The 22,896-nt window shown below is 69.2% G+C and carries 17 protein-coding genes; 8 read left to right on the top strand and 9 right to left on the bottom strand.

Annotated elements, in window-relative coordinates; genetic code table 11:
• Positions 1-29 precede the first annotated feature (29 nt).
• The 4 genes from ACA097_RS20585 to ACA097_RS20570 all read left to right on the top strand — a co-directional run bounded on the left by ACA097_RS20585 (position 30) and on the right by ACA097_RS20570 (position 5,276).
• A complete protein-coding gene (locus tag ACA097_RS20585) occupies positions 30-1,709 on the top strand; it encodes a TIGR01244 family sulfur transferase (protein ID WP_371365673.1) in 1,680 nt (559 codons plus the stop codon).
• 9 nt (positions 1,710-1,718) lie between these two features.
• Positions 1,719-2,513, top strand: coding sequence for a sulfite exporter TauE/SafE family protein (locus ACA097_RS20580; protein ID WP_371365671.1), 795 nt, complete (start codon positions 1,719-1,721; stop codon positions 2,511-2,513).
• A gap of 253 nt (positions 2,514-2,766) precedes the next feature.
• Positions 2,767-4,149 carry a nucleotide 5'-monophosphate nucleosidase PpnN gene (ppnN, locus tag ACA097_RS20575; protein WP_371365669.1) on the top strand — a complete coding sequence of 461 codons (1,383 nt, stop codon included), beginning with the start codon at positions 2,767-2,769 and terminating at the stop codon, positions 4,147-4,149.
• A 95-nt stretch (positions 4,150-4,244) separates the two neighbouring features.
• Complete coding sequence (locus tag ACA097_RS20570; protein WP_371365666.1) at positions 4,245-5,276, top strand: RNA methyltransferase; 1,032 nt, start codon at positions 4,245-4,247, stop codon at positions 5,274-5,276.
• A gap of 8 nt (positions 5,277-5,284) precedes the next feature.
• Here the strand turns inward: ACA097_RS20570 and ACA097_RS20565 are convergent, their stop codons facing one another.
• On the bottom strand, positions 5,285-5,716 hold the full coding sequence (locus tag ACA097_RS20565) for a MarR family winged helix-turn-helix transcriptional regulator (protein WP_371365664.1): 432 nt from the start codon (positions 5,714-5,716) through the stop codon (positions 5,285-5,287).
• A 78-nt stretch (positions 5,717-5,794) separates the two neighbouring features.
• Here ACA097_RS20565 and ACA097_RS20560 point away from each other — a divergent pair, with 78 nt between their 5' ends.
• The 3 genes from ACA097_RS20560 to putA all read left to right on the top strand — a co-directional run bounded on the left by ACA097_RS20560 (position 5,795) and on the right by putA (position 11,111).
• Positions 5,795-6,532 carry a siderophore-interacting protein gene (locus tag ACA097_RS20560; RefSeq protein ID WP_371365662.1) on the top strand — a complete coding sequence of 246 codons (738 nt, stop codon included), beginning with the start codon at positions 5,795-5,797 and terminating at the stop codon, positions 6,530-6,532.
• Positions 6,529-6,666, top strand: coding sequence for a hypothetical protein (locus tag ACA097_RS20555; protein WP_197539232.1), 138 nt, complete (start codon positions 6,529-6,531; stop codon positions 6,664-6,666). The genes ACA097_RS20560 and ACA097_RS20555 overlap by 4 nt, the downstream gene beginning before the upstream one ends.
• Positions 6,667-7,175: 509 nt before the next feature.
• Positions 7,176-11,111 carry a trifunctional transcriptional regulator/proline dehydrogenase/L-glutamate gamma-semialdehyde dehydrogenase gene (gene putA / locus ACA097_RS20550; RefSeq protein ID WP_371365659.1) on the top strand — a complete coding sequence of 1,312 codons (3,936 nt, stop codon included), beginning with the start codon at positions 7,176-7,178 and terminating at the stop codon, positions 11,109-11,111.
• 294 nt (positions 11,112-11,405) lie between these two features.
• Here putA and ACA097_RS20545 read toward each other — a convergent pair whose 3' ends face one another.
• The 8 genes from ACA097_RS20545 to acsA all read right to left on the bottom strand — a co-directional run bounded on the left by ACA097_RS20545 (position 11,406) and on the right by acsA (position 22,060).
• Positions 11,406-13,706, bottom strand: coding sequence for a heavy metal translocating P-type ATPase (locus ACA097_RS20545; protein ID WP_371365657.1), 2,301 nt, complete (start codon positions 13,704-13,706; stop codon positions 11,406-11,408).
• A 246-nt stretch (positions 13,707-13,952) separates the two neighbouring features.
• Positions 13,953-14,165 (bottom strand): cold-shock protein, encoded by a 213-nt coding sequence (locus ACA097_RS20540; protein WP_043254125.1) that lies wholly within the window; start codon positions 14,163-14,165, stop codon positions 13,953-13,955.
• A gap of 267 nt (positions 14,166-14,432) precedes the next feature.
• Entirely contained in the window at positions 14,433-16,853 is a 2,421-nt protein-coding gene (locus tag ACA097_RS20535) for a Lon protease family protein (protein ID WP_371365655.1), read from the bottom strand.
• 105 nt (positions 16,854-16,958) lie between these two features.
• Positions 16,959-17,204 (bottom strand): acyl carrier protein, encoded by a 246-nt coding sequence (locus ACA097_RS20530; protein WP_043254129.1) that lies wholly within the window; start codon positions 17,202-17,204, stop codon positions 16,959-16,961.
• Between the two features lie 11 nt (positions 17,205-17,215).
• A complete protein-coding gene (locus ACA097_RS20525) occupies positions 17,216-18,349 on the bottom strand; it encodes a dihydrolipoamide acetyltransferase family protein (protein WP_371365652.1) in 1,134 nt (377 codons plus the stop codon).
• Complete coding sequence (locus ACA097_RS20520) at positions 18,346-19,317, bottom strand: alpha-ketoacid dehydrogenase subunit beta (RefSeq protein WP_371365650.1); 972 nt, start codon at positions 19,315-19,317, stop codon at positions 18,346-18,348. The genes ACA097_RS20525 and ACA097_RS20520 overlap by 4 nt, the downstream gene beginning before the upstream one ends.
• Complete coding sequence (pdhA, locus tag ACA097_RS20515) at positions 19,314-20,303, bottom strand: pyruvate dehydrogenase (acetyl-transferring) E1 component subunit alpha (protein WP_371365648.1); 990 nt, start codon at positions 20,301-20,303, stop codon at positions 19,314-19,316. Before pdhA ends, ACA097_RS20520 begins: the two co-directional genes overlap by 4 nt.
• The gene (acsA, locus tag ACA097_RS20510; RefSeq protein ID WP_371365646.1) at positions 20,300-22,060 is read right to left on the bottom strand and encodes an acetate--CoA ligase; all 1,761 of its coding nucleotides are present in this window, start codon (positions 22,058-22,060) and stop codon (positions 20,300-20,302) included. The genes pdhA and acsA overlap by 4 nt, the downstream gene beginning before the upstream one ends.
• Positions 22,061-22,261: 201 nt before the next feature.
• On the opposite strand from acsA, the gene pncA reads away from it, so the two are divergent.
• A complete protein-coding gene (gene pncA / locus ACA097_RS20505; RefSeq protein WP_371365644.1) occupies positions 22,262-22,888 on the top strand; it encodes a bifunctional nicotinamidase/pyrazinamidase in 627 nt (208 codons plus the stop codon).
• Positions 22,889-22,896: the final 8 nt, after the last annotated feature.

The raw sequence follows: 22,896 nt of genomic DNA, 5'->3' as shown, positions 1-22,896 counted from the left end.
CTTGCAGCGCCGCCGCACGAGGTAACCCCATGCATCGTCTCGACCTCGACGACGGCTTCGCCGTCGCCGCGCAGATTCGCCCGGAAGACATCCCGGAACTGGCCGCCGCCGGTTTCCGCACCCTGATATGCAATCGCCCCGACGGCGAAGCCGCCGATCAACCCGGCAGCGATGCCATCGCACGAGCCGCCCAAGCCCACGGCATCGACTTCGTGCACATTCCGGTCGTCAGCGGCGCCATCGACGAGGCCGCGGTCGCCGCCTTCGCCACCGCCCTGGCCGAACGACCCGGCCCGCTGCTCGCCTACTGCCGCAGCGGCATGCGCTCGGCCTCGCTATGGGCGCTGAGCCAGGCCGACCGACGGCCGCTGGAGCAGATCCTCGCCGCCACCACCCGCGCCGGCTTCGATCTCTCCACCCTGCACTGGCGCCTGCATCGCGCGGCCCGCCCGGCCAATCTTCGCGAGCCGCTCTACGACGTGGTCCTGATCGGCGCCGGCGCTGCCGGCCTGGCCACCTGCGCCAGCCTGCTCAAGCGTCGCCAGGACCTGCGCATCTGCGTGGTCGAGCCGGCTTCCGAGCACTTCTACCAGCCAGGCTGGACCATGGTCGGCGCCGGCGTCTTCACCCAGGAGCGCACCGTGCGCCCCATGGCCTCGCTGATCCCCGACTGCGTGGCCTGGGAACGCTCCGCCGCGGCCGCCTTCGAACCGCAGCATGACCGAGTGATCCTGGCCAATGGCGATAGCCTGCGATACCGCACCCTGGTGGTCGCGCCCGGCATCAAGCTCGACTGGCAATCGATCCCCGGCCTGGCCGAGACGCTCGGGCGCAACGGGGTGACCTCCAACTACCGCTTCGACCTCGCCCCTTACACCTGGCAACTGGTACGCGGCCTGCACAGCGGCCGCGCGCTCTTCACCCAGCCGCCGATGCCGATCAAGTGCGCCGGCGCACCACAGAAGGCCATGTACCTGTCGGCCGACCACTGGCGCCGCAGCGGCCGCCTGGACGGCATCGACATCCAGTTCCACACCGCCGGCGCCGCGCTGTTCGGCGTCGAAGCCTACGTCCCGGCACTGATGGAGTACGTCGAGCGCTACCGCGCGCAGCTCAATTTCGGCTCAAACCTGGTAGCCGTCGATGGCCCCGCGCGCACCGCGACCTTCGCTCGCACCGATGCCAACGGCCAGCGCATCGAGGAAACCCGTGAGTTCGACATGCTCCACGTCTGCCCCCCACAGACAGCGCCGGACTTCATCCGCCGCAGTCCGCTGGCCAGCGAGAGCGGCTGGATCGATGTCGATCACAACACCCTTCGCCACCAGCGCTTCGCCAACGTCTTCGCCCTCGGCGACGTCAGCGCCGCGCCCAACGCCAAGACGGCCGCGGCGGCGCGCAAGCAGGCGCCGGTGGTGGCGGAGAACGTCCTCGCCTGCCTCGACGACCGGCCGCTGCAGGCGGCGTACGACGGCTATGGCTCCTGCCCGCTGACCGTGGAGCGCGGCAAGATCGTGCTCGCCGAGTTCGGTTATGGCGGCAAGCTGCTGCCGACCTTCCCGCGCTGGCTGATCGACGGCCGTCGTCCCTCGAGCCTCGCCTGGCACCTGAAGTCCGAGGCGCTGCCGAGCCTGTACTGGAACGCCATGCTCAAGGGCCGCGAATGGCTCTGCGCACCGGCCCGCCACACCACCGCTGCAAGCGCCTGAGGAGCCGCCATGCCGACCCTGAGCTTGCTGCAGTACCTGCTCGGCGCCGCCGCCGGTTCGCTGGTCGGCTTCACCCTCGGCCTGGTCGGCGGCGGCGGCTCGATCCTCGCCGTGCCGCTGATGGTCTACCTGGTCGGGGTTGACAACCCGCACATCGCCATCGGCACCAGCGCCCTGGCGGTGGCCGCCAACGCCGCGGCGAACCTGCTCAATCACGCCCGCCGTGGCAACGTTAAATGGCCGTGCGCATCGGTCTTCGCGGTGGTCGGGGTGATAGGCGCGTTCTTCGGCTCCAGCCTGGGCAAGGCCTTCGACGGACAGAAGCTGCTGGTGCTGTTCTCGCTGCTGATGCTGGTGGTGGCCGCCCTCATGGTGCGCGGACGCGGTAGCGAGGGCGACGCCAGTGTCGCACTCGGCCCGGGCAATGCCCCTCGCCTGGCGGCCTTCGGCGGACTGGCCGGCGCGCTCTCGGGGTTCTTCGGCATCGGCGGCGGCTTCCTCATCGTCCCCGGACTGATGGCCGCCACGCGCATGCCAATCCTCTTCGCCGTCGGCAGCTCGCTGGTGGCGGTCACCGCGTTCGGCCTGACCACCGCGCTCAACTACGCGCGTTCCGGGCTGGTCGACTGGATGCTGGCGCTGGTATTCATCGCAGGCGGCATCGGCGGCGGCCTGCTCGGCGCCCTGTTGGCCACGCGCCTGTCGCGCAGCCAGGGGCTGCTTAACCTGGTTTCCGCCACCATGATCGGCGCGACCGCGCTCTACATGCTCTATCGCAGCCTTGGCGCGCTTGGCGTGATCTGAGTCGATCCGGCGCCTCACGCCGGCGAGCGCGCGGCGATCATCCGCGAAGCAGCGAACACAGCGCCCCATCCGGCGGTCCAACCGAGAGTGCGCTGCAGCCAAACGGACTCGCAGCAGTCATAAAACTCGCACTACTATCCAGGTAAGCCCCACCCTTCAGCGGCCGCCCTTGCGGCCCCCGGGGCAGGACACCGCCGCCGCGCGGTTGAAGTACCCAGATGCCCCAGCGGCATCCGAATACATGGAAGCTGTAATGTCCCACAGACCCACCATCAATGCCTCGGTCAGCCCCAAGGGCACCCTCGAAACCCTGTCCCAGCGCGAAGTGGCGCAACTCAGCGAAGCCGGCTCGGGCAACCTTTACCAGCTCTTCCGCCAGTGCGTGCTGGCGATCCTCAATACCGGCGCTCGTATCGACAACGCCAAGACCATCCTCGACGCCTACCGCGACTTCGAGGTGCGCATCCACCAGCAGGACCGCGGCGTGCGCCTGGAACTGCTGAACGCGCCGGCCGACGCCTTCGTCGACGGCGAGATGATCGCCGGCACCCGCGAAATGCTCTTCAGCGCGCTGCGCGACATCGTCTACACCGCCAGCGAGCTGGAGAACCAGCGCGTCGACCTGAACAGCTCGGCGGGCATCACCGACTACGTCTTCCACCTGCTGCGCAACGCCCGCACCCTGCGCGCCGGCGTCGAGCCGAAGATCGTCGTGTGCTGGGGCGGTCACTCCATCAGCACCGAGGAATACAAGTACACCAAGAAGGTCGGCCACGAGCTGGGCCTGCGCAACCTCGACGTCTGCACCGGTTGCGGCCCCGGTGTGATGAAGGGCCCGATGAAGGGCGCCACCATCGGCCACGCCAAGCAGCGCCACCACGGTGGCCGCTACCTGGGCCTGACCGAGCCGGGGATCATCGCCGCCGAGGCGCCGAACCCGATCGTCAACGAACTGGTGATCCTGCCGGACATCGAGAAGCGCCTGGAAGCCTTCGTCCGCGTCGGCCACGGCATCATCATCTTCCCCGGCGGCGTGGGCACGGCCGAGGAATTCCTCTACCTGCTGGGCATCCTCATGCACCCGGACAACCAGGAGCTGCCCTTCCCCCTCCTGCTCACTGGCCCGCGCAGCGCCGCGCCCTACTTCGAGCAACTGCACGCCTTCGTCGGCGCCACCCTCGGCGAATCCGCGCAGCGTCGCTACCGCATCCTCATCGACGATCCGGCGGAAGTGGCCCGCGAAATGGCCAAGGGGCTCAAGGAGGTCAAGCAGTTCCGCCGCGAGCGCAACGACGCCTTCCACTTCAACTGGCTGCTGAAGATCGACGAGCGCTTCCAGCGTCCGTTCGACCCGACCCACGAGAACATGGCCGCGCTGCAGCTCACGAAAGACATTCCGCCGCACAAACTGGCCGCCAACCTGCGCCGGGCCTTCTCCGGCATAGTCGCGGGCAACGTGAAGGAGAACGGCGTGCGCCTGATCGAGGAGCACGGCCCCTACGAGATCCACGGCGACCACCAGGTGATGAAGCCGCTGGACGACCTGCTGCAGGCCTTCGTCAAGCAACACCGCATGAAGCTGCCCGGCGGCGCGGCCTACAAGCCGTGCTACCGGGTGGTCGGCAGCGGCGCCTGAAACAGCGGGGCCGGCTCGTCCGGCCCCGCCCTTCCCTTCCCAACGGACGGCCAGCGCTACGCGGCACGCATGCCCGGTGATAGCATGCGCGCCCCATGCGCCTGACCGAACTCGACCAACGCCTCGCCGACCTCGGCGCGCTGCCCAAGCACCGCGCGCGGATGCTGCGTGCCTGGCTGCAGGGCCAGCCGCTGGACCTCGGCACGCGCCGCCAGGCTAGCGAGAACTTCCTGCCGCTGTCGGTAAGAAACGCCGTGCCCGAGCTAAGCGCCGCGCTCGACGGCCTGGCCCGCCTGCATTCCCGCCACCCGGCCGGCGACGGCTCCGAGCGCCTGCTGGTGAGCCTGGCCGACGGCCAGATGGTCGAGAGTGTGCTGCTGCCGCGCGGCGGCCTCTGCGTATCGACCCAGGTCGGCTGTGCGGTCGGTTGCCGTTTCTGCATGACCGGCAAGAGCGGCCTGCTGCGCCAGGTGCACAGCAGCGAGATCGTCGCCCAGCTGGTACTGGCTCGACGCCTGCGCCCGGTGAAGAAAGTGGTGTTCATGGGCATGGGCGAGCCGGCGCACAACCTCGACAACGTGCTCGAAGCCATCGACCTCTTTGGCAGCGCCGCCGGCATCGGCCACAAGAACCTGGTGTTCTCCACCGTCGGCGATCCGCGCGTGTTCGAGCGCCTGCCACGACAACAGGTGAAGCCGGCCCTCGCGCTTTCGCTGCACACCACCAAGGCCGAGCTGCGCGAGCACCTGCTGCCCAAGGCACCGAAGATCACCCCGGATGAGCTGGTCGAACTGGGCGAAACCTACGCCCGCGAGGTCAGCTACCCGATCCAGTACCAGTGGACCCTGCTCAAGGGCGTCAACGATGGCCAGGACGAGCTGGACGGCATCCTGCGCCTGCTCAAGGGCAAGTTCGCGGTACTCAACCTGATCCCCTTCAACGCCCTGGAAGGCGACGCCTACCAGCGCCCGGACGGCGAACGCATCGTCGAGATCGTCCGCTACCTGCACAGCCGCGGCGTGCTGACCAAGGTACGCAACAGCGCCGGGCAAGACGTCGATGGGGGCTGTGGACAACTGCGCGCCCGCACCGTGGAGCGCCTGGACGTTCGTCAGCTGGACGCCTGAGTCGGGCATCAGCCTTCGTCTTCGAGGTTCTCGCGCACCCGCTCCAGCAATGCCGCAAGTGTCTGCTTCTCTTCGGCGCTGAAGCCCTGCACCGCCACCTCGGACAGGCGCCGGCCCTGGCGCGCAACCACGCCGTACACCGTCTCCCCCGCTTCGCTCAGGCGCAGGCAGAGGCTGCGTTTGTCCTGTTCGTCGGCGCTGGCATCGAGCAGCTGGCGCTGGCGCAGGCCCTGGATCAGCCGGGCGATCTGCGCCTTGTCGCGCCCGCTGTGCTGCACCAGGTCACGCTGGGTCGCGCCCGGATGGCGGGCGAAAAAGCCCAGCACCTTGAACTCCATGTGCGTGAGCTCGTGGGGACCGTCGCGCAATTCGCGGTACTGCCGCGAGCGGTACAGGTGCATGACGGCGTGGATGAGTTCGAGCGGATCGTCGGTTTTCACGGCTATATGGTTGACAATATCAACTACTAGTTCTTAGGATTTGTTGACATTATCAACCATAGCCCACGAGGGCAAGCCATGACCCAAGCCACCGTACAACGCCGCGTCCAGCGCATCCGCCACGAACTGCGCATGCGCGAAGTCGAAGTCGTCCGCCGCGAACGCATCAGCCCGCACTTCGTCAGCCTCACCTTCGCCGGAGAAGCCCTGGCGGACTTCGTCTCCGCCGGGTTCGACGACCACATCAAGTTCATGTTCGACGACGCCGACGGCAACACCGTGCGCCGCGACTACACCCCGCGCCGCTTCGACCGGCAGGCCCGCGAGCTGACCGTGGAATTTGCCCTGCACGGCGACGGCAAGGTCTGCCAATGGGCCGAGAATGCGCAGGTCGGCGATGCGGCAGTGATCGGCGGGCCGCGCGGCTCGATGATCGTCCCCACCGATTTCGCCTGGCGCCTGCTGATCGCCGACGCCACCGGCCTTCCCGCCGTGCATCGCTGCCTGGAGGAACTGCCGGCCGGCACCCGCGCCATCGTCCTGCTGCAGGTCGAGGCCGCCGATCGTCGCCGGTTCGACACGGCCGCCGATGTTCAACTGCAATGGTTCGATAGCAGCGAACAACTGCTGGCCGCCGTCGAGGCGTTGCAACTGCCGGAAGGCGAAGGCTTCTGCTGGGGCGCCGGCGAGTCCGCCAGCATGGTCCGCGTGCGCAACCTGCTGACCCAGGAAAAGGGCCAGCCGAAGGAAACCATGCGCATCGCCGCCTACTGGCGCCAGGGCGAATCCGATCACCACGAGGAACTCAGCCAGTGAAACGCCCGCCGATTCGCCGCCGCACCCCGGCCGAACTCGACAAGGCGCTGCGGCTGGAGCCGGGCATGCTCTTTACCATCGAACCGATGATCTACGCCGGCCGCACGGAAACCCGCGAGCCGGCCGACGCCTGAATCCGCCGACCGGCCCATTGCCAGCGCGACCGGCGCCCTAGCTTCGCGCACCTTCCACTGCTCCTTGCCCCGCCGCGGGCTGCACCCATTGCCGGCCTCCAGCGCTACGCGTAGTAACACCCCCGGCCGACTCCAAGGGCAACCCCATCGCCAGGCACCTGCACGCCCCGCGAACTTGGCGGTGCGACGCCACTCGTCGTGAACCGGCACTGTCCTTGCAGTGTCCTCCTTGCAAGGAGAACCACCTCGGAGCCCCCCGACGAAAGGGTTGCACCTCGTCGCCTCGAAGGCTGCCCAGGCGCTCGGCCGGGCAGCCGGCCAAAACACTCAACAGCCTGCCATCACCGATGGCGAGCCCAGCAAAACCGGCCTCTGACAGGGAGAAACAGACTACCACCCGGACGTTCTGAAACCTGCGAAAGACGCGGTTGCACCTGGTTGCACCCGAGAATGCCGACGTTTATATTCTCGCCACTTTGTCGTGCCCCTTTCCAAGAACAGGTAGAACCATGGCCACCACCACCCTTGGCGTGAAACTTGACGACGCCACCCGTGAACGCCTCAAGCAAGCCGCGCAGACCATCGAGCGCACCCCGCACTGGCTGATCAAGCAGGCCATCTTCAACTACCTGGAACAGATCGAAGGGGGCCTGAACCCCGCCGCCCACGCCGGCCTGGCCGCCGCGGCCGGCGAAGAATCGCTGGAAGCGCTGAACGAGCAGGGCCTGCAGGTGTTCCTCGAATTCGCCGAGAGCATCCTCCCGCAATCCGTGCTGCGCGCCGCCATCACCTCGGCCTACCGCCGCCCGGAAACCGAAGCCCTGCCGATGCTGCTGGAGCAGGCGCGCCTGCCGCAGGCCCTGGCCGATGCGGCCAACAAGATGGCCCTGGGCATCGCCGAGAAACTGCGCAACCAGAAGAGCGCCGGCGGCCGCCAGGGCCTGGTGCAGGGCCTGCTGCAGGAGTTCTCCCTGTCGTCCCAGGAAGGCGTGGCGCTGATGTGCCTGGCCGAGGCGCTGCTGCGCATCCCGGACAAGGCCACCCGCGACGCCCTGATCCGCGACAAGATCGCCAACGGCAACTGGAGCCAGCACCTGGGCCAGAGCCCGTCGATGTTCGTCAACGCCGCCTCCTGGGGCCTGCTGATCACCGGCAAGCTGGTGTCCACCCACACCGAAGCGGGCATGACCTCCTCGCTCAACCGCATCATCGGCAAGAGCGGCGAGCCGCTGATCCGCAAGGGCGTGGACATGGCCATGCGCCTGATGGGCGAGCAGTTCGTCACCGGCGAGACCATCGGTGAAGCCCTGGCCAATGCCACCACCATGGAGAGCAAGGGCTTCCGCTACTCCTACGACATGCTCGGCGAAGCCGCGCTGACCGAGGAAGACGCCAAGCGCTACCTGGCCTCCTACGAGCAGGCCATCCACGCCATCGGCAAGGCCTCCCACGGCCGCGGCATCTACGAAGGCCCGGGCATCTCCATCAAGCTCTCGGCGCTGCACCCGCGCTACAGCCGCGCGCAGTACGACCGGGTGATGGAAGAGCTGTACCCGACCCTGCTGAACCTCACGCAGATGGCCAAGCAGTACGACATCGGCCTGAACATCGACGCCGAGGAAGCCGACCGCCTGGAAATCTCCCTCGACCTGCTCGAGCGCCTGTGCTTCGAGCCGAGCCTGGCCGGCTGGAACGGCATCGGCTTCGTCATCCAGGCCTACCAGAAGCGCTGCCCGTACGTGATCGACTACGTCATCGACCTGGCCAAGCGCAGCCGCCACCGCCTGATGATCCGCCTGGTCAAGGGCGCCTACTGGGACAGCGAGATCAAGGCCGCCCAGGTCAACGGCCTGGAAGGCTACCCGGTCTACACCCGCAAGCCGTACACCGACGTCTCCTACATCGCCTGCGCGCGCAAGCTGCTGGCGGTGCCGGAAGCCATCTACCCGCAGTTCGCCACCCACAACGCCCACTCGCTGGCGGCCATCTACCAGATCGCCGGGCAGAACTACTACCCGGGCCAGTACGAGTTCCAGTGCCTGCACGGCATGGGCGAGCCCCTGTACGAGCAAGTGGTGGGTAAGGTCGCCGACGGCAAGTTCAACCGTCCGTGCCGCATCTACGCCCCGGTCGGCAGCCACGAGACGCTGCTGGCCTACCTGGTCCGCCGCCTGCTGGAAAACGGCGCCAACACCAGCTTCGTCAACCGCATCGCCGACCACAGCATCTCCCTGCAGGACCTGGTCACCGACCCGGTGCAGCAAGTCGAGAAGATGGCCGCCCAGGAAGGCACCCTCGGCCTGCCGCACCCGCGCATCCCGCTGCCGCGTGACCTGTACGGCGACGCCCGGGCCAACTCCGCCGGCCTCGACCTCGCCAACGAACACCGCCTCGGCTCGCTGAGCTCGGCGCTGCTCTCCAGCACCAACCACGCCTACGTCGCCCAGCCGGTGCTCGGCAACGACACCCCGACGCCGCTGGCGGCCGAAGCCGTGCGCAACCCGGCCGACCACCGCGACCTCGTCGGCCAGGTGCACGAAGCCAGCGAAGCCGACGTCAAGGCCGCGCTGCTCTGCGCCCAGGCCAGCGGTCCGATCTGGCAGTCCACCCTGCCAGCCGAACGCGCCGCCGTGCTGGAACGCGCCGCCGACCAGATGGAAGGCGAGATGCAGCAGCTGATGGGCTTGCTGGTGCGCGAGTCCGGCAAGACCTTCGCCAACGCCATCGCCGAAGTGCGCGAGGCGGTGGACTTCCTGCGCTACTACGCAGCCCAGGCACGCGGCTTCGCCAACGACAGCCACCGTCCGCTGGGCCCGGTGGTGTGCATCAGCCCGTGGAACTTCCCGCTGGCGATCTTCAGCGGCCAGGTGGCCGCCGCCCTGGCCGCCGGCAACACCGTGCTGGCCAAGCCGGCCGAGCAGACCCCGCTGATCGCCGCGCAAGCCGTGCGCATCCTCATCGAAGCCGGCCTTCCGTCCGGCGTGCTGCAACTGCTGCCGGGCCGCGGCGAAACCGTCGGTGCCCGCCTGGTGGGCGACGAGCGCGTGCGCGGCGTGATGTTCACCGGCTCCACCGAGGTGGCCGGCATCCTCCAGCGCAACATCGCCGGCCGCCTGGATGCCCAGGGCCGCGCCATTCCGCTGATCGCCGAGACCGGCGGGATGAACGCCATGATCGTCGACTCCTCGGCCCTGGCCGAGCAGGTGGTGGTGGACGTGATCAACTCCGCCTTCGACAGCGCCGGCCAGCGCTGCTCGGCCCTGCGCGTGCTGTGCGTGCAGGCCGACGTGGCCGACCGCGTGGTGCAGATGCTCAAGGGCGCCATGGCCGAATACGCCATGGGCTCGCCGGAGCGCCTGAACGTCGACATCGGCCCGGTGATCGACGCCGAAGCCAAGGCCAACATCGACAAGCACATCCAGGCCATGCGCGACAAAGGCCGCAAGGTGTTCCAGGCCGCTCGCGTGAACGGCGAGGAGATCAAGCGCGGCACCTTCGTCATGCCGACCCTGATCGAACTGGACAGCTTCGACGAGCTCAAGCGCGAGATCTTCGGCCCGGTGCTGCACCTGGTGCGCTACGAGCGCTCCGACCTCGACCAGCTGCTGGCGCAGATCAACGCCTCCGGCTACGGCCTGACCCTCGGCGTGCACACCCGCATCGACGAGACCATCAACCAGGTCGTCGAGGCCGCCCACGTCGGCAACCTCTACGTCAACCGCAACATCGTCGGCGCCGTGGTCGGCGTGCAGCCCTTCGGCGGCGAAGGCCTGTCCGGCACCGGCCCGAAGGCCGGCGGCCCGCTGTACCTGTACCGCCTGCTGTCGACCCGCCCGCGCGATGCGGTGGCCCAGCAACTGGCCGGCGACGCCAAGCAGGCCCTGGAGCGCCCGGCCGAGCAGGCGAAAGCCCTGCAAGCCCTGCGTGACTGGGCCGGCAAGCAGGAGCCGGAACTGGCCAAGCTGGCCGCCGAGTTCGCCGAACTGGCGCAGAGCTACAGCTGCCACGTGCTGACCGGCCCGACCGGCGAGCGCAATACCTACACCCTGCTGCCGCGCGAACGCGTGCTGAACCTTGCCGAAGAACGCGCCGACCTGCTGGTGCAACTGGCCGCGACCCTCGCGGTGGGCAGCCTGGCCGTATGGCCGGCGTCCCAGCGCGAGCTGCGCGACAGCCTGCCGAAGGACGTGCAGAAGCGCATCGAGCTGGTCAACGACTGGACCGCCGCCGACGCCGCCTTCGACGCCATCCTCCACCACGGCGATTCCGACCAGCTGCGCGCAGTCTGCGAGCAGGCCGCCAAGCGCAAGGGCGCCATCGTCGGCGTGCACGGCCTGGCCAAGGGCGAAACCGACGTGCCCATGGAGCGCCTGCTGGTCGAGCACGCACTCAGCGTCAACACCGCCGCCGCGGGCGGCAACGCCAGCCTGATGACCATCGGCTGATGAAAAAGGCGGCGGCCCTACCCGGGCCGCCGCCGGCTCCACTCGCGCCCTTGGGCGCATACCGCGGTACACCGAATTCGGGGGCTACCCGCCCGGTACCGCGGCCCTTCCCTTCTGGCATCTACATGCCTGCGCCTGCCCACCCGGCAGGCGCCGCGACGGGGCTACCCGCCCCGCCGTTTCCGCTTTCGATCTCGGGCTTTTCGTAGGAGCTAGCTTGCTCGCGAACGGCTCCCTGCCGAATCGGTTCGCGAGCAAGCTCGCTCCTACAGGGTCCATCCCCGCAGCCCCCAGCTAGCGCCTGTCGAGATACTGGTACAGCTCTTCCTCCTGCTCGAAATGCAGCCGCACCAGGGTGTCCAGGCGGACCAGCAGCATCTGCACCTCGTCCAGCGGCACGGCGGCCGGGTCCTGCTGCAGGTCGTCGCGCATCCTTGCCAGCAGCAGGATCAGGCGGAAGATCTCGCGATGGCCGTAGCTGAGCGCCGACAACGGGTCTTCGCCGGCCAGGCGTGCCGACAGCAGCGGATAGAGCTTTCGTTCGTCGTCGCGCTCATGCTCGGCGAGCAGGCGCTGCAGGTCGTCGACCAGCGTGTTGAGCGCCTCCCGGGCCGCGTCCTCCGGCAACCGCGCGAACTCCCCGGCCAGTTGCTGCAGGCGCGCCAGCAGGCGTCCGAGCTGGGCGTGCTCGTCGCTCAACCGGTCGAGTTGCTCACCGCTCAGCAATTCCGCCTGCCCGCGTCGCGTTCCCAGGGCACGCAGGGCGTAGGCGATCACCGCCACGTCAATCAGCTCCTGCACTACCGCGCCAGCCAGCGCCGGCAGGAAGCCGCAAGCCGCCACCAGCATGGCCAGCAGCGACAGTCCCATGCCGGCCAGTACGCCGTGGCGGGCGATGGCGCGGGTATGGCGGGCGATATCCAGCGCCTCGACCAGGCGATCCAGGCGATCGACCAGCAGCACCACCCCGGCCGCTTCGGAGGAGGCGCTGGCGCCGGCGGCGCCCATGGCCACACCGACATCGGCCGCCGCCAGGGCCGGCGCGTCGTTGATCCCGTCGCCGACCATCAGCGTGCGACCGGCTGCCCCTCCTTCCTTCACCGCGCGTACCTTGTCCGCCGGCGACAGCCCGGCGTGCAGCTCGTCGATGCCGGCAGCCAGGGCAATCATCTCGGCGGTCTCCAGGCGGTCGCCGGTTAGCATGACGATCCGCTCGACCCCCACCGCGCGCAGGCGCCGTACCACACGTGGCGTTTCCCGGCGCACGCGGTCGGCGAACAGCAGCGCGCCGGCCAGCTCGCCGTCCACCTCGACGAAGCTGCCGCCACAGGCGGCGTAGTCCATGCGCCGCAGGATGCTCGCCGCCCAGCGCCCGGACTCCGCCCCGGCACGGGCGAAGGACAGCGTCCCCAGGCGCACGCGATGGCCGTCGACCTGTCCGGCGAGCCCGGCGCCGGGGCTTTCCTCCACCGCCTGCGGCGCTTGCAGCGCCAACCGCTGCTGCTGCGCGGCCTGGACGATGGCCTGGGAGATCGGGTGCACCGAGGCCTGCGCAAGCGAAGCGGCCCAGGTCAGCAACTGGCCCGCGTCGCGGCTGCCGTTGACCTCCACCGACAGCAGGCGCACTTGGCCGCTGGTGAGGGTGCCGGTCTTGTCGAGATACAGCTGGCTCACTTCGGCCAGCGCCTCCAGGGTGGCGCCATCCTTGATCAGGATGCCGCGCCGGGCCGCCCGCGAGATGCCGCCGATGATGGCGATGGGTACCGCAAGAATCAGCGGACAGGGCGTAGCCACTACGAGCACCGCTAAAGCGCGCAAAGGGTCGCCACTGAACAGCCAGGCGAGTCCGGAGAGCAGCAGGGTCGCGGGGATGAACAGCAGCGCGTAACGGTCGGCCAGGCGCACGAAGGGCGCACGCGAGCTGCGTGCCGCCTCGGCCAGGCGCACCACCCCGGCATAGGTGCTTTCGGCCGCGCCCTGGGTGGCCTGCAGCTGGAGCGGCTCGCCAAGGTTGACCACCCCGCTGAGCAACGGGCTGCCCTGACGCCGCGTCACCGGCAACGACTCGCCGGTCAGCGCCGACTCGTCGAGGCTGGCGCTGGGGCTGAGCAGGCGGCCATCGACCGGCACCACTTCGCCCAGGCGCACCAGCAACACCTGCCCGGGCCGCACCTGCTCGATGGGCACGCGACGCAGGTCGCCGCCCTCCTCCAGCCAGGCGAAGCGCGGCGCCCGGTCGACCAGCGCACGCAGCTCACGCTCGGCGCGCCGCGAGGTGTAGAACTCCAGGGTCCGCCCGCTGGCCAGCATCAGCGCCACCACCGCCGCCACCAGCCACTGCCCGAAGGCCAGGGCCGCACCTATGGCGAGCAAGGCGACCAGGTCCACTCCGGTCTCGCCCCGTAGCAGGCGCTGGACGATCTCGACGGCCAACAGCAGCGCCATCATCACCGCCCCCGAAGTCCAGCAGCCGGCGGCCAGCGACGGTTGGTCCAGGGCGTAGGCCAAGCCGCCGAGCAACAAGCCCAGCGCGGTCAGCAGCAACAGTGCCGGCTCGCGCCAGCGCAGCCAGTGGTCGAGCGATCCCCGATTCACGGAACCCACCTTTCCCGACGATGCTTCATGTCCCGCCCCAGCGATGGGCAGGCGTGCCTCATCAGACTAGGTGCAAGCGCGCATTGGCGCCGCGCCCTGGCGGGCGGTGAAGCACAAGGCGCATTCCCTCTTGCTCGAGCTGGCAACCGGAGGGTGCGGGGAAACGCCACCAGGGCCCGAGCCCGAATCGCGCCCATAAAAAAACCCGCAATGCATGCATTGCGGGTTTTTCGACGGTGCGATCGCTTACGAAACGATCTGAACCTGCTCGGCCTGCGGACCCTTGGCGCCTTGGGTCACGATGAAGCTGACGCGCTGGCCTTCGTCCAGGGTCTTGTAGCCGTTGGTTTCGATCTGACGGAAGTGAACGAATACGTCCGGACCGCTCTCAGGGGTGATGAAGCCGAAGCCTTTCTCGGCGTTGAACCACTTGACGGTACCGTTTTGGCGATTTGCCATGATGTGTTTCTCCAAAGTAGGAATTGCCCAGCCGTATGGACTGTAGATGACTGAATGCAAAGTGAAGGGATACCGTGGAGATGGAATTCGAAATCGAGCATCAAGACGGGCCGCTAAACAGAGCAGGCAGGCGAGCAGGATACAGTGTCGGCGGCGGTTTGTAAGCCTCTGCAGTAAATTGAAGGGCATTCGGATAGGCGGTCGGCGCCTTTCGAGTCGTTACGACGAGCGCCAGCAGGGCCCGAGCACGCCGGCGACGCCGGGACGTCATGGCGCGCTTCCCTGCTCGGGACTCCCCGCTGGCGCGGCCGTCTCGGCGAAGCGCCGGCGCAGTTCGGCGAAGGCCTCCAGGCGCGCCTGCAACGCCCCGTGCACGGTGCCGGCGGGGAAGCGCCCGTCGGCGTCGGCGACCCCGGCCTCCAGCCCGGTGAGCAGCTCCATGGCCTGCTCGGCGTGTTCCACGGCGTAGATGTGGAAGCGCCCCTCGGCCACTGCATCCAGCAAGCTTCGCTGCAGCATCAGGTGACAGACGTTGCCCTGCGGAATGATCACACCCTGGCTGCCGGTCAGGCCACGCGCCGCGCAGAGGTCGAAGAAACCCTCGATCTTCTCGTTGACCCCACCTATCACCTGCAGCCGCCCGTGCTGGTCCACCGAGCCGGTGATCGCGAGGTCCTGGCGCAGCGGCAACTTGCCGAGCGCCGACTGCAGCACGCAGAGCTCGGCGGCCGAGGCGCTGTCGCCGTCCACTCCGCCGTAGGACTGCTCGAACACCAGGGTCGCGGCGAAGGACAGCGGCTGGCGCCCGCCAAAGCGGCTGGCCAGGCAGGCGGAGAGGATCAGCACGCCCTTGGAGTGCAGCGCGCCGCCCAGTTCCACCTCGCGCTCGATGTCGATCAGCTTGCCGTCGCCCAGGCGCGCGGTAGCCGTGATCCGCGCCGGTTGGCCGAAGGTCTGCCCGCCCAGTTGCAGCACCGACAGCCCGTTGATCTGCGCCACCCGCTTGCCGTCGGTCTCGATGTGCCGCAGGTCGCGCAGGGTCGCCTCCAGTTGGCGCTCGCGGATCTGCCCGGCGCGTTGCCGGCGTTCCTGTACGGCGCGCTCGACGTCCTCGCGGCGGATCAGCTCCTGGCGGCTTTCGCCGGCCCAGTAGTCGGCCTCGTGCAGCAGGTCGAGCAGCGCCTGCATGTTCAGGGTCATCTTCTCCCCGTCGTCGGCGGTCCGAGCCGCTTCCTCGATCAGTCGGCCGATGGCGGCGGTTTCCAGCACGCGCAGGCGCTCGCGGCGCTGCAGCGTGGCCAGCAGGCGGGCATAGAGACGCGCGCTGTCGGCGCTGCGCGGCATGTCCTCGGCGAAATCGGCCTGGACCTTGAACAGCAGCGGGAACTCCGGGTCCAGCTGGGTCAGCAGGTGATGCAGCAGGCGATCGCCGATCAGCACCACCTTGACCCGCAGCGGGATCGGGTCCGGTTCCAGTGAGATGGTGCTGGCCAGGCTGAGCAACTGTTCCGGTGACTGGATGCGCAGCTCGCCGGCCTGCAGGGCGCGCTTGAGCGCATCCCAGGCGAAAGGGGTAAGCAGCAGCTTGCGCGCATCGAGCAGCAGGTAGCCGCCGTTGGCACGGTGCAGCGCGCCCCCCTTGATCAGGGTGAAGTCAGTGTGCAGCGTGCCCATCATCGCCTGGTGCTCGATGCGCCCGAAGAGGTTCTGGTAGCTCGGGAAATCCTCGTAGACCAGCGGGGCGTCATCGCTGGCGCCGTTATCCACCAGCACGTTGACGAAGTAACGATTGAACGGCGTCAGCCGCTGGTGATCGAGCATCCGCTCGGCCGGCGCCGAGCCGAACAGCTCCAGGCCCTTCTCGATCATGTCGCGCTTGACCTCGTCGAGGTACAGCGCCACTTGCTCCAGGTGAGCGTACTGGCCTGCCAGGTGGTTGAACTGACGGTCCACGGTGGCACGCGCCACCGCCTGGTTCAGCTGCTCGATCTGCAGGTCGTGGTCGCGGCTGGCCTGGGCGACCTGCTGCACGGTCTGGCGCAGCAGCTGGCTGATCTGCTCGGTGTACTCGTCGATCTGCCGCCGCTCGCTCTCGGGCAGCTTGCCGAAGGCTTCGGCGTCCATCACCTCGCCGTCCTTGGTCGGCGCCAGGGTGAAGCCCGCCGGGGTGCGCAGCAGCACGATGCCCGCCTCCTTGGCCGCCGCCTCGACATCGCCGAACAGCTGATCCTCGCGGTTCTTGAACTTGTCCTTGATGCCCTGCACGGCGCTGCGGTACTCGGCGCTGTCGAATGCCGCCGGCAGTGCCACGATCAAGCGCCGCACCAGCGCCCGCAGGTCGCCGTCGAGGTTGCACCCGGTGCCTGCCGGCAGGCGCAGCACGCGCGGCTTGTGCGGGGTGCGGAAGTTGTTGACGTAGCACCAGTCGTTCGGTGCCTCCAGCAAGGGCGCCTGGCGGCCGAGCAGCTGGCGCACGATGGCATGCTTGCCCAGCCCCGGCGAGCCCATCACATAGAGGTTGTAGCCCTCGTGGCGGATGCCGATGCCGAAGCGCAGGGCGCCGAGCGCGCGCTCCTGGCCAAGACCGCCGTCGAGGTCGGCGAGATCGGCGCTGCTGGCGCAGCCCAGCGCCTCCAGGTCGCAGGCCTGGTAGAGCTGCGGGACGGTCAATTCGAGATGCGGCGGCACGGTGCAACTCCTCGGTGCGGGACCTTCGCGGGGGCGAGCACTCCTAGAGTTAAGTCCAAGCCCTGCGGCCAGCCACGGCCGGCCGGCGCCCTCCGACGAGCCGCATCAGGCCAGGCGTGGGAGCAGGTAGCCGACCAGGTCGTCCAGCCGTTCGAAACGCCAGTAGTCCTCCTCGGGGATGCTGACGCCCAGGCGCTGATGCAGCAGTGTCAGGAAGCGCAGCCAGTCCATCGAGTCCAGGTCGACTTCCTCGCGCAGGACCCGGTCGCCCCGCAAGGTCGCCGGATCGATCTCCGGCGCGACCGTCTTCAGGGCCTGCAGCACCTCGGCACGGATCGCCGCCTCGTCCATCTCTCACCTCCTCACAGGTCGCCGGGATGCTTCAGCAGGCGGTGTATCCCGGCCAGGAAACGTCCGCCGTAGTGGCCGTCGCTTACCCGGTGGTCCGCCGCCAGGCTCGCGTTGACCTGCGGCCGCACGCAGAGCTCGCCGCCATCGACCCAGGGCCTTTCGGCGATGCGGCCGAAGCCAACCAGCGCCACCTGCGGCGGATAGATCACGCCGAACACGCTCTCCGCCCCCTGGTCGCCGAGCAGGGTGACGGTCAGTCCCGCTCCCTCGAGCTCGGAGCTTCGCAACGAGCCGGCGCGAGCCCTTTGAACGAGATCGACGAAGTCGTCCATCAGGGTCGGCAGGTCCTTGTCCGCGACCGCATGCAGGGTCGGCGCCACCAGCCCGCCCTGGCGCAACGCGATGGCGACGCCCAGGTGAATGCCGTCGGCCGGGTGGAAGGCGCCGTCGCGCCAGCTGCCGTTGAGTTGCGGGTAATCGCGCAGCGCCAGCGCCACCGCCTTGAGCAGGGCCACCGCCGGCAACAGGCGACGTTCCGGGGGCAGCGGCGCGTTGTACGCCTGCAGCCAAGCCAGCAGCGGCCCGAGGTCCAGGCTTTCCATCAGGTAATAGTGCGGAATCTCGCGCTTGGAGCGGCTCATCGCGCTGGCGATGGCCTGGCGCATGGCGGCGTTGCGATCGACCGCCGCGACCGGCCGGGCCGCCTCGACGTCACTAAGAGTCACCGCGCCCTGCGGTCCGGTACCGCGCAAGCTCGCGACGTCGAGGCCCAACTCGGCGGCCCGCAGGCGCGCCGCCGGGGATATCCGCGGACGGGTGCTGGCCGGCGCGCCGGGAATCGCCCCGGGTGACGGCGCCTCCGCCGCCACGGCCGGACGTGCCCGGCGCTGCGCGTTGGCCGCCGTCTCGCCGGCTTCCAGCAGGGTCGCCAGCAGGGTGCCGACCGGCACCTTGTCCCCCGGCTCGACCAGCAGCTCGAAGACCTCGCCGGCATGCCAGCACTCCACGTCCACCGCCGCCTTGGCGGTGTCCACCACGGCCACCACCTGGCCCCGCTCGACCTTGTCGCCGGGGCGCACCTTCCACTCCAGCAAGGTCCCCTCGTCCATGTCGGCGCCCAGCGATGGCAGGTTGAATTCGATCATCCCAGCAACCCCCTGGCCGCCGCGACTATGCCGGGCACCTGCGGCAAGGCCGCGTCTTCGAGGTGCTTGGCGTAGGGGATCGGCACCTCCGCGCTGCAAAGCCGCGCCGGCGGCGCATCCAGCTCATAGAAGCCCTGCTCGGTGAGGCGCGCGAGGATCTCGGCGGACAGCCCGCCACTGCGCCAGCCCTCGTCGACCACCAGCACCCGCCGGGTCTTGCGCAGCGAAGCCAGCAGCGTGGCGTCGTCCAGCGGGCGCAGTACACGCAGGTCGATGACCTCGGCGGAAATGCCCTCCTGCGCCAGTTGCTCGGCGGCGGCCAGGGCCTTGTGCAGCGTGCCGCCGTAGGCGATGAGGGTCAGGTCGCTGCCCTCGCGGCGAACCTTCGCCGAACGGATGTCCACCGGCGCGTCGGCATCCAGCTCGCCCTCCAGGTTGTAGAGCTGGGCATGCTCGAAGATCAGCACCGGATCGGGGTCCTGCAGCGCCGGCCAGAGCATGCCGCGAGCGTCCTCCAGGGTGGCCGGGGCAAGAATCTTCAGCCCGGGAATATGCGCCAGCCAGCCCTCCAGGCTGTGCGAGTGCTGCGCCGCCAGTTGCCGCCCCGCGCCCGTGGCCATGCGCAGGACCAGGGGCACCGAGAACTGGCCGCCGGACATGTGCCGCAGGGTGGCGGCGGTGTTCACCAGCGGGTCCAGCGCCAGCAGGCTGAAATTCACCGTCATGACTTCGACGATCGGCCGCATGCCGCCCAGCGCCGCGCCTATGCCGGCGCCGACGAAGGTCAGCTCGGAGAGCGGGGTGTCACGGATGCGCGCTTCGCCGAATTCCTCGAGCAGGCCCTTGGACACCGCATAGCTGCCGCCGTAGCGGCCGACGTCCTCGCCCATCAGGAACACCCGCTCATCGCGCAGCAGCGCTTCGCGAAGCGCCTCGCGCAGGGACTCGCGGTAGGTGGTGTGGCTCATGGCGCGCCCTCCCCGGTGTAGACATCCCGCGCCAGCGTCTCCACCGGTTCCAGGGTGCCGGCCTCGGCGTAGGCGACCGCCGCCTCCACCTCCCGCTCGACCTCGGCGAGCAGCGCGCCGGCGGCGCCCTCGTCCAGCATGCCTTCGGCGAGCAGTTGCGCGCGGTAGGCCGGAATCGGGTCGCGCAGCTTCCAGCGCTCGACCTCGGCCTTGTCGCGGTAGAGCTCCGGGTCGAACATCGAATGCGCACGGAAGCGGTAGGTCCTGAACTCCAGGAAATACGGCCCCGCTCCGGAGCGCACCCACTCCACCGCCCGCCGACTGGCCTCGTGCACGGCAAGCACATCCATGCCGTCCACCGCCTGCGCCTGCATTTTGTAGGCCGACGCCTTGGCGCACAGCTCGGTCTGCGACTGCGAGCGAACCAGCGCGGTGCCCATCGCGTAGAGGTTGTTTTCGCAGCAGAACAGCATCGGCAACTGCCAGAGCGCCGCCAGGTTCATGGTTTCGTGGAAAGCCCCTTCGGCCATCGCCCCCTCGCCGAAGAAGCAGGCGACCAGGCGCTTGCCGCCCTGCAGCCGCTCGGCCAGGGCCAGCCCCGCCGCCAGCGGCAGGCCGCCGCCGACGATGGCGTTGCCGCCGAAGAAGCGCGTGGCCGCGTCGAACAGGTGCATGGACCCGCCGCGCCCGCGGGAGCAGCCCTCCTGGCGACCGAACATCTCCGCCATGATGGCGTCCATCGGCACGCCCTTGAGCAGCGCATGGCCGTGCTCGCGGTAGGTGGCCACCAGCGCATCGTCCGCCGCCAGGGCGCGCAGGGCGCCGACCGCCACCGCCTCCTCGCCGATGTACAGGTGCAGGAAGCCGCGAATCTTCTGCTGCCCGTAGAGTTCCGCGGCGCGCTCCTCCAGGCGGCGGATGCGCAGCATGTCGCGCAGCAGGCCGACGGCGAACGCCGGCGACGGTGGCGATGGCTGTCCGTTCATAGCGGATTCTCCAGGGTCGAGGTGTCGCCTTCCGGCAGCCCCAGCTCGCGCGCCTTGAGCAGGCGGCGCAGGGTTTTGCCGCTGCGGGTGTGCGGCAGGCTGGGGAGGAAGTCCAGCTCCTTGGGCGCCACGGCGGCGCCCAGGCGGACCCGCGCATGCCCGAGCAGTTCGTCACGCAGCGCATCGCTGGGGGAGAAGCCGGGGTTCAGGGCGACGAACGCCTTGACCCGTTCCCCGAGCAGTTCGTCGGGCTTGCCGATCACCGCCGCGTCGGCTACCGCCGGATGCTCCAGCAGCGCGCTCTCAACCTCGAACGGACCGATCAGGTGGCCGGCGGACTTGATGACGTCGTCGTTGCGGCCGACGAACCAGTAGTAGCCATCGACGTCGCGGCGGGCCAGGTCGCCGCTGAGGTACCAGTCGCCGACGAAGCAGCGCCGGTAGCGCTCCTCCTGGCCGAGGTAGGTGCGGAACATGCCCGGCCAGGGCTGCCGCAGCGCCAGTTCGCCGAGCTGGTCGTCGCCGAGGCGCTCCAGGCCGCCGTCGTCCTTCAGCCGCACGATGGCCGCCTCGATGCCCGGCAGCGGCTTGCCCATGGAGCCGGGCTTGATCGGCATGGCCAGGGTGTTGGCGATCATGATCCCGCCGGTTTCCGTCTGCCACCAGTTGTCGTGGATGGGCAGGCCCAGCACGTCCTGGCCCCACCACACCGCCTCCGGGTTCAGCGGCTCGCCCACGCTGGCGACGAAGCGCAGCTGCGGAAAACGGTGGCGTCGCGCCAGGTCCGGCCCGGCCCGCATCAGCATGCGGATCGCCGTGGGCGCCGTGTACCAGACGCTGACCCGCTCGCGTTCGAGGGTCGCGTACCAGCGCGCCGCATCGAAGTCGCCGGCGTCGACGAGGCTGGTCACGCCCAGCATCAGCGGGGCGAGGATGCCGTAGGAGGTGCCGGTGACCCAGCCCGGATCGGCGGTGCACCAGTAGATGTCGTCCGGGTGCAGGTCCAGCGCGTACTTGCCGGTGATGTAGTGCATCAGCGCCGCGCCGTGCACGTGCAGCGCGCCCTTCGGCGTACCGGTGGTGCCGCTGGTGAAGTGCAGCAGCGACGGGGTGTCCTCGTCGCAGGACACGACCGCGAAGTCGTCCGATGCCTCGTCCAGCAGCGGCTGCAGGTCGAGCGTGCGGTCCAGGGGCGTAGCCTCGCCCTCGCCGCCGTAGACCAGCACCCGTTCGAGCGCCGGCAGGCGTTCGCGCAGCCCCGCCACCTTGCGCCGGTAGAGGCTGCGGCTGGTCAGCAGAAGGCGGCACTCGCCCAGGCGCAGACGGGTTTCCAGGGGCTCGGGGCCGAAGGCGGCGAACAGCGGCGTGACCACGCAGCCGTTCTTCAACGCGCCCAGCACGGCGAGGTACAGCTCGATGCCCCGCTCGCAGAGGACGAACACCCGATCACCCCGCGAAAGCCCGAGGCGCTGCAGGACATTGGCGAAACGGTTGCTCAGGCGACTCAGCTCGGCGTAGCTGACCTCGCGGCGCCCGCCGTCACGGGCCAGGAGGCACAAGGCGGTATGCCCGCTTCGCGCGCCCAGGGCGTGGCGGTCGACCGCCTCATGGGCCAGGTTCAGGCCCCCGCCGGGCAGCCGCGCCAACTCGCGCGCAGCGATCGGCCAGGAAAACCCGGCGGCGGCTTCGGCGTCATCCGGCCAGTTGGGCTTCACCTGCATCGTTTCGGGATGCTTGTCGATGGTAGCCGGACGCATCGTTCACCTCCGGGCGCGCGGGCACAGGAGAGTCCAGGGCCGATTTCGAGTCAGGCTAGCCCCGTGCCGGATGGCCGGTTTGATCCCGATCAAGCAATCGCGGTCCCCTTGCGGTTCGACGCCGGCCGGCTTTGCGCTAGCATCCGGACAATTCGCCCGCCTCGCGCGGCGCCTGCCGATTCCCGCCCCGGAGCCCCTGCCATGAGCCCATCCGCCCCCGACAGCCACGACCTGTTGCTGGTGATCGACGTCCAGAACGATTTCTGCGCCGGCGGCGCCCTGGCCGTGCCCGACGCGGACGCCGTGGTGCCGGTGATCAACCGCCTCGCCGAGCGCTTCTCGCATGTGGTGCTGACCCAGGACTGGCACCCGGCCGACCACCAGAGCTTCGCCGCCAACCACCCCGGCCGGCAGCCGTTCGACAGCCTGCGCCTGGCCTATGGCGAGCAGATCCTGTGGCCCGTGCACTGCGTGCAGGGCACCGCCGGCGCGGCCTTCCATCCGCAACTGGCGCTGCCCCAGGCCGAACTGATCCTGCGCAAGGGCTACCGCAGCGCCATCGACTCCTACTCGGCCTTCTACGAGAACGACCGCCGCACACCCACCGGCCTGGCCGGCTACCTGCGCGAACGCGGCATCCGGCGCCTGTTCCTCGTCGGCCTGGCCACCGATTACTGCGTGCTGTATTCCGCCCTGGACGCCCGCCGGGAAGGCTTCGAGGCCGTGCTGCTGCTCGACGCCTGCCGCGGCCTGGACCTGGACGGCTCGCTGGCGAAAGCCGTACTGGCGATGCGCGAAGCCGGGGTGGAGATTCGCGACAGCCTCTGAGGCTCGCG

The sequence above is a fragment of the Pseudomonas sp. QL9 genome (genome assembly GCF_041409665.1).
Classification (GTDB): domain Bacteria; phylum Pseudomonadota; class Gammaproteobacteria; order Pseudomonadales; family Pseudomonadaceae; genus Pseudomonas; species Pseudomonas knackmussii.
This window is presented reverse-complemented; position numbering and strand designations above follow the sequence as displayed.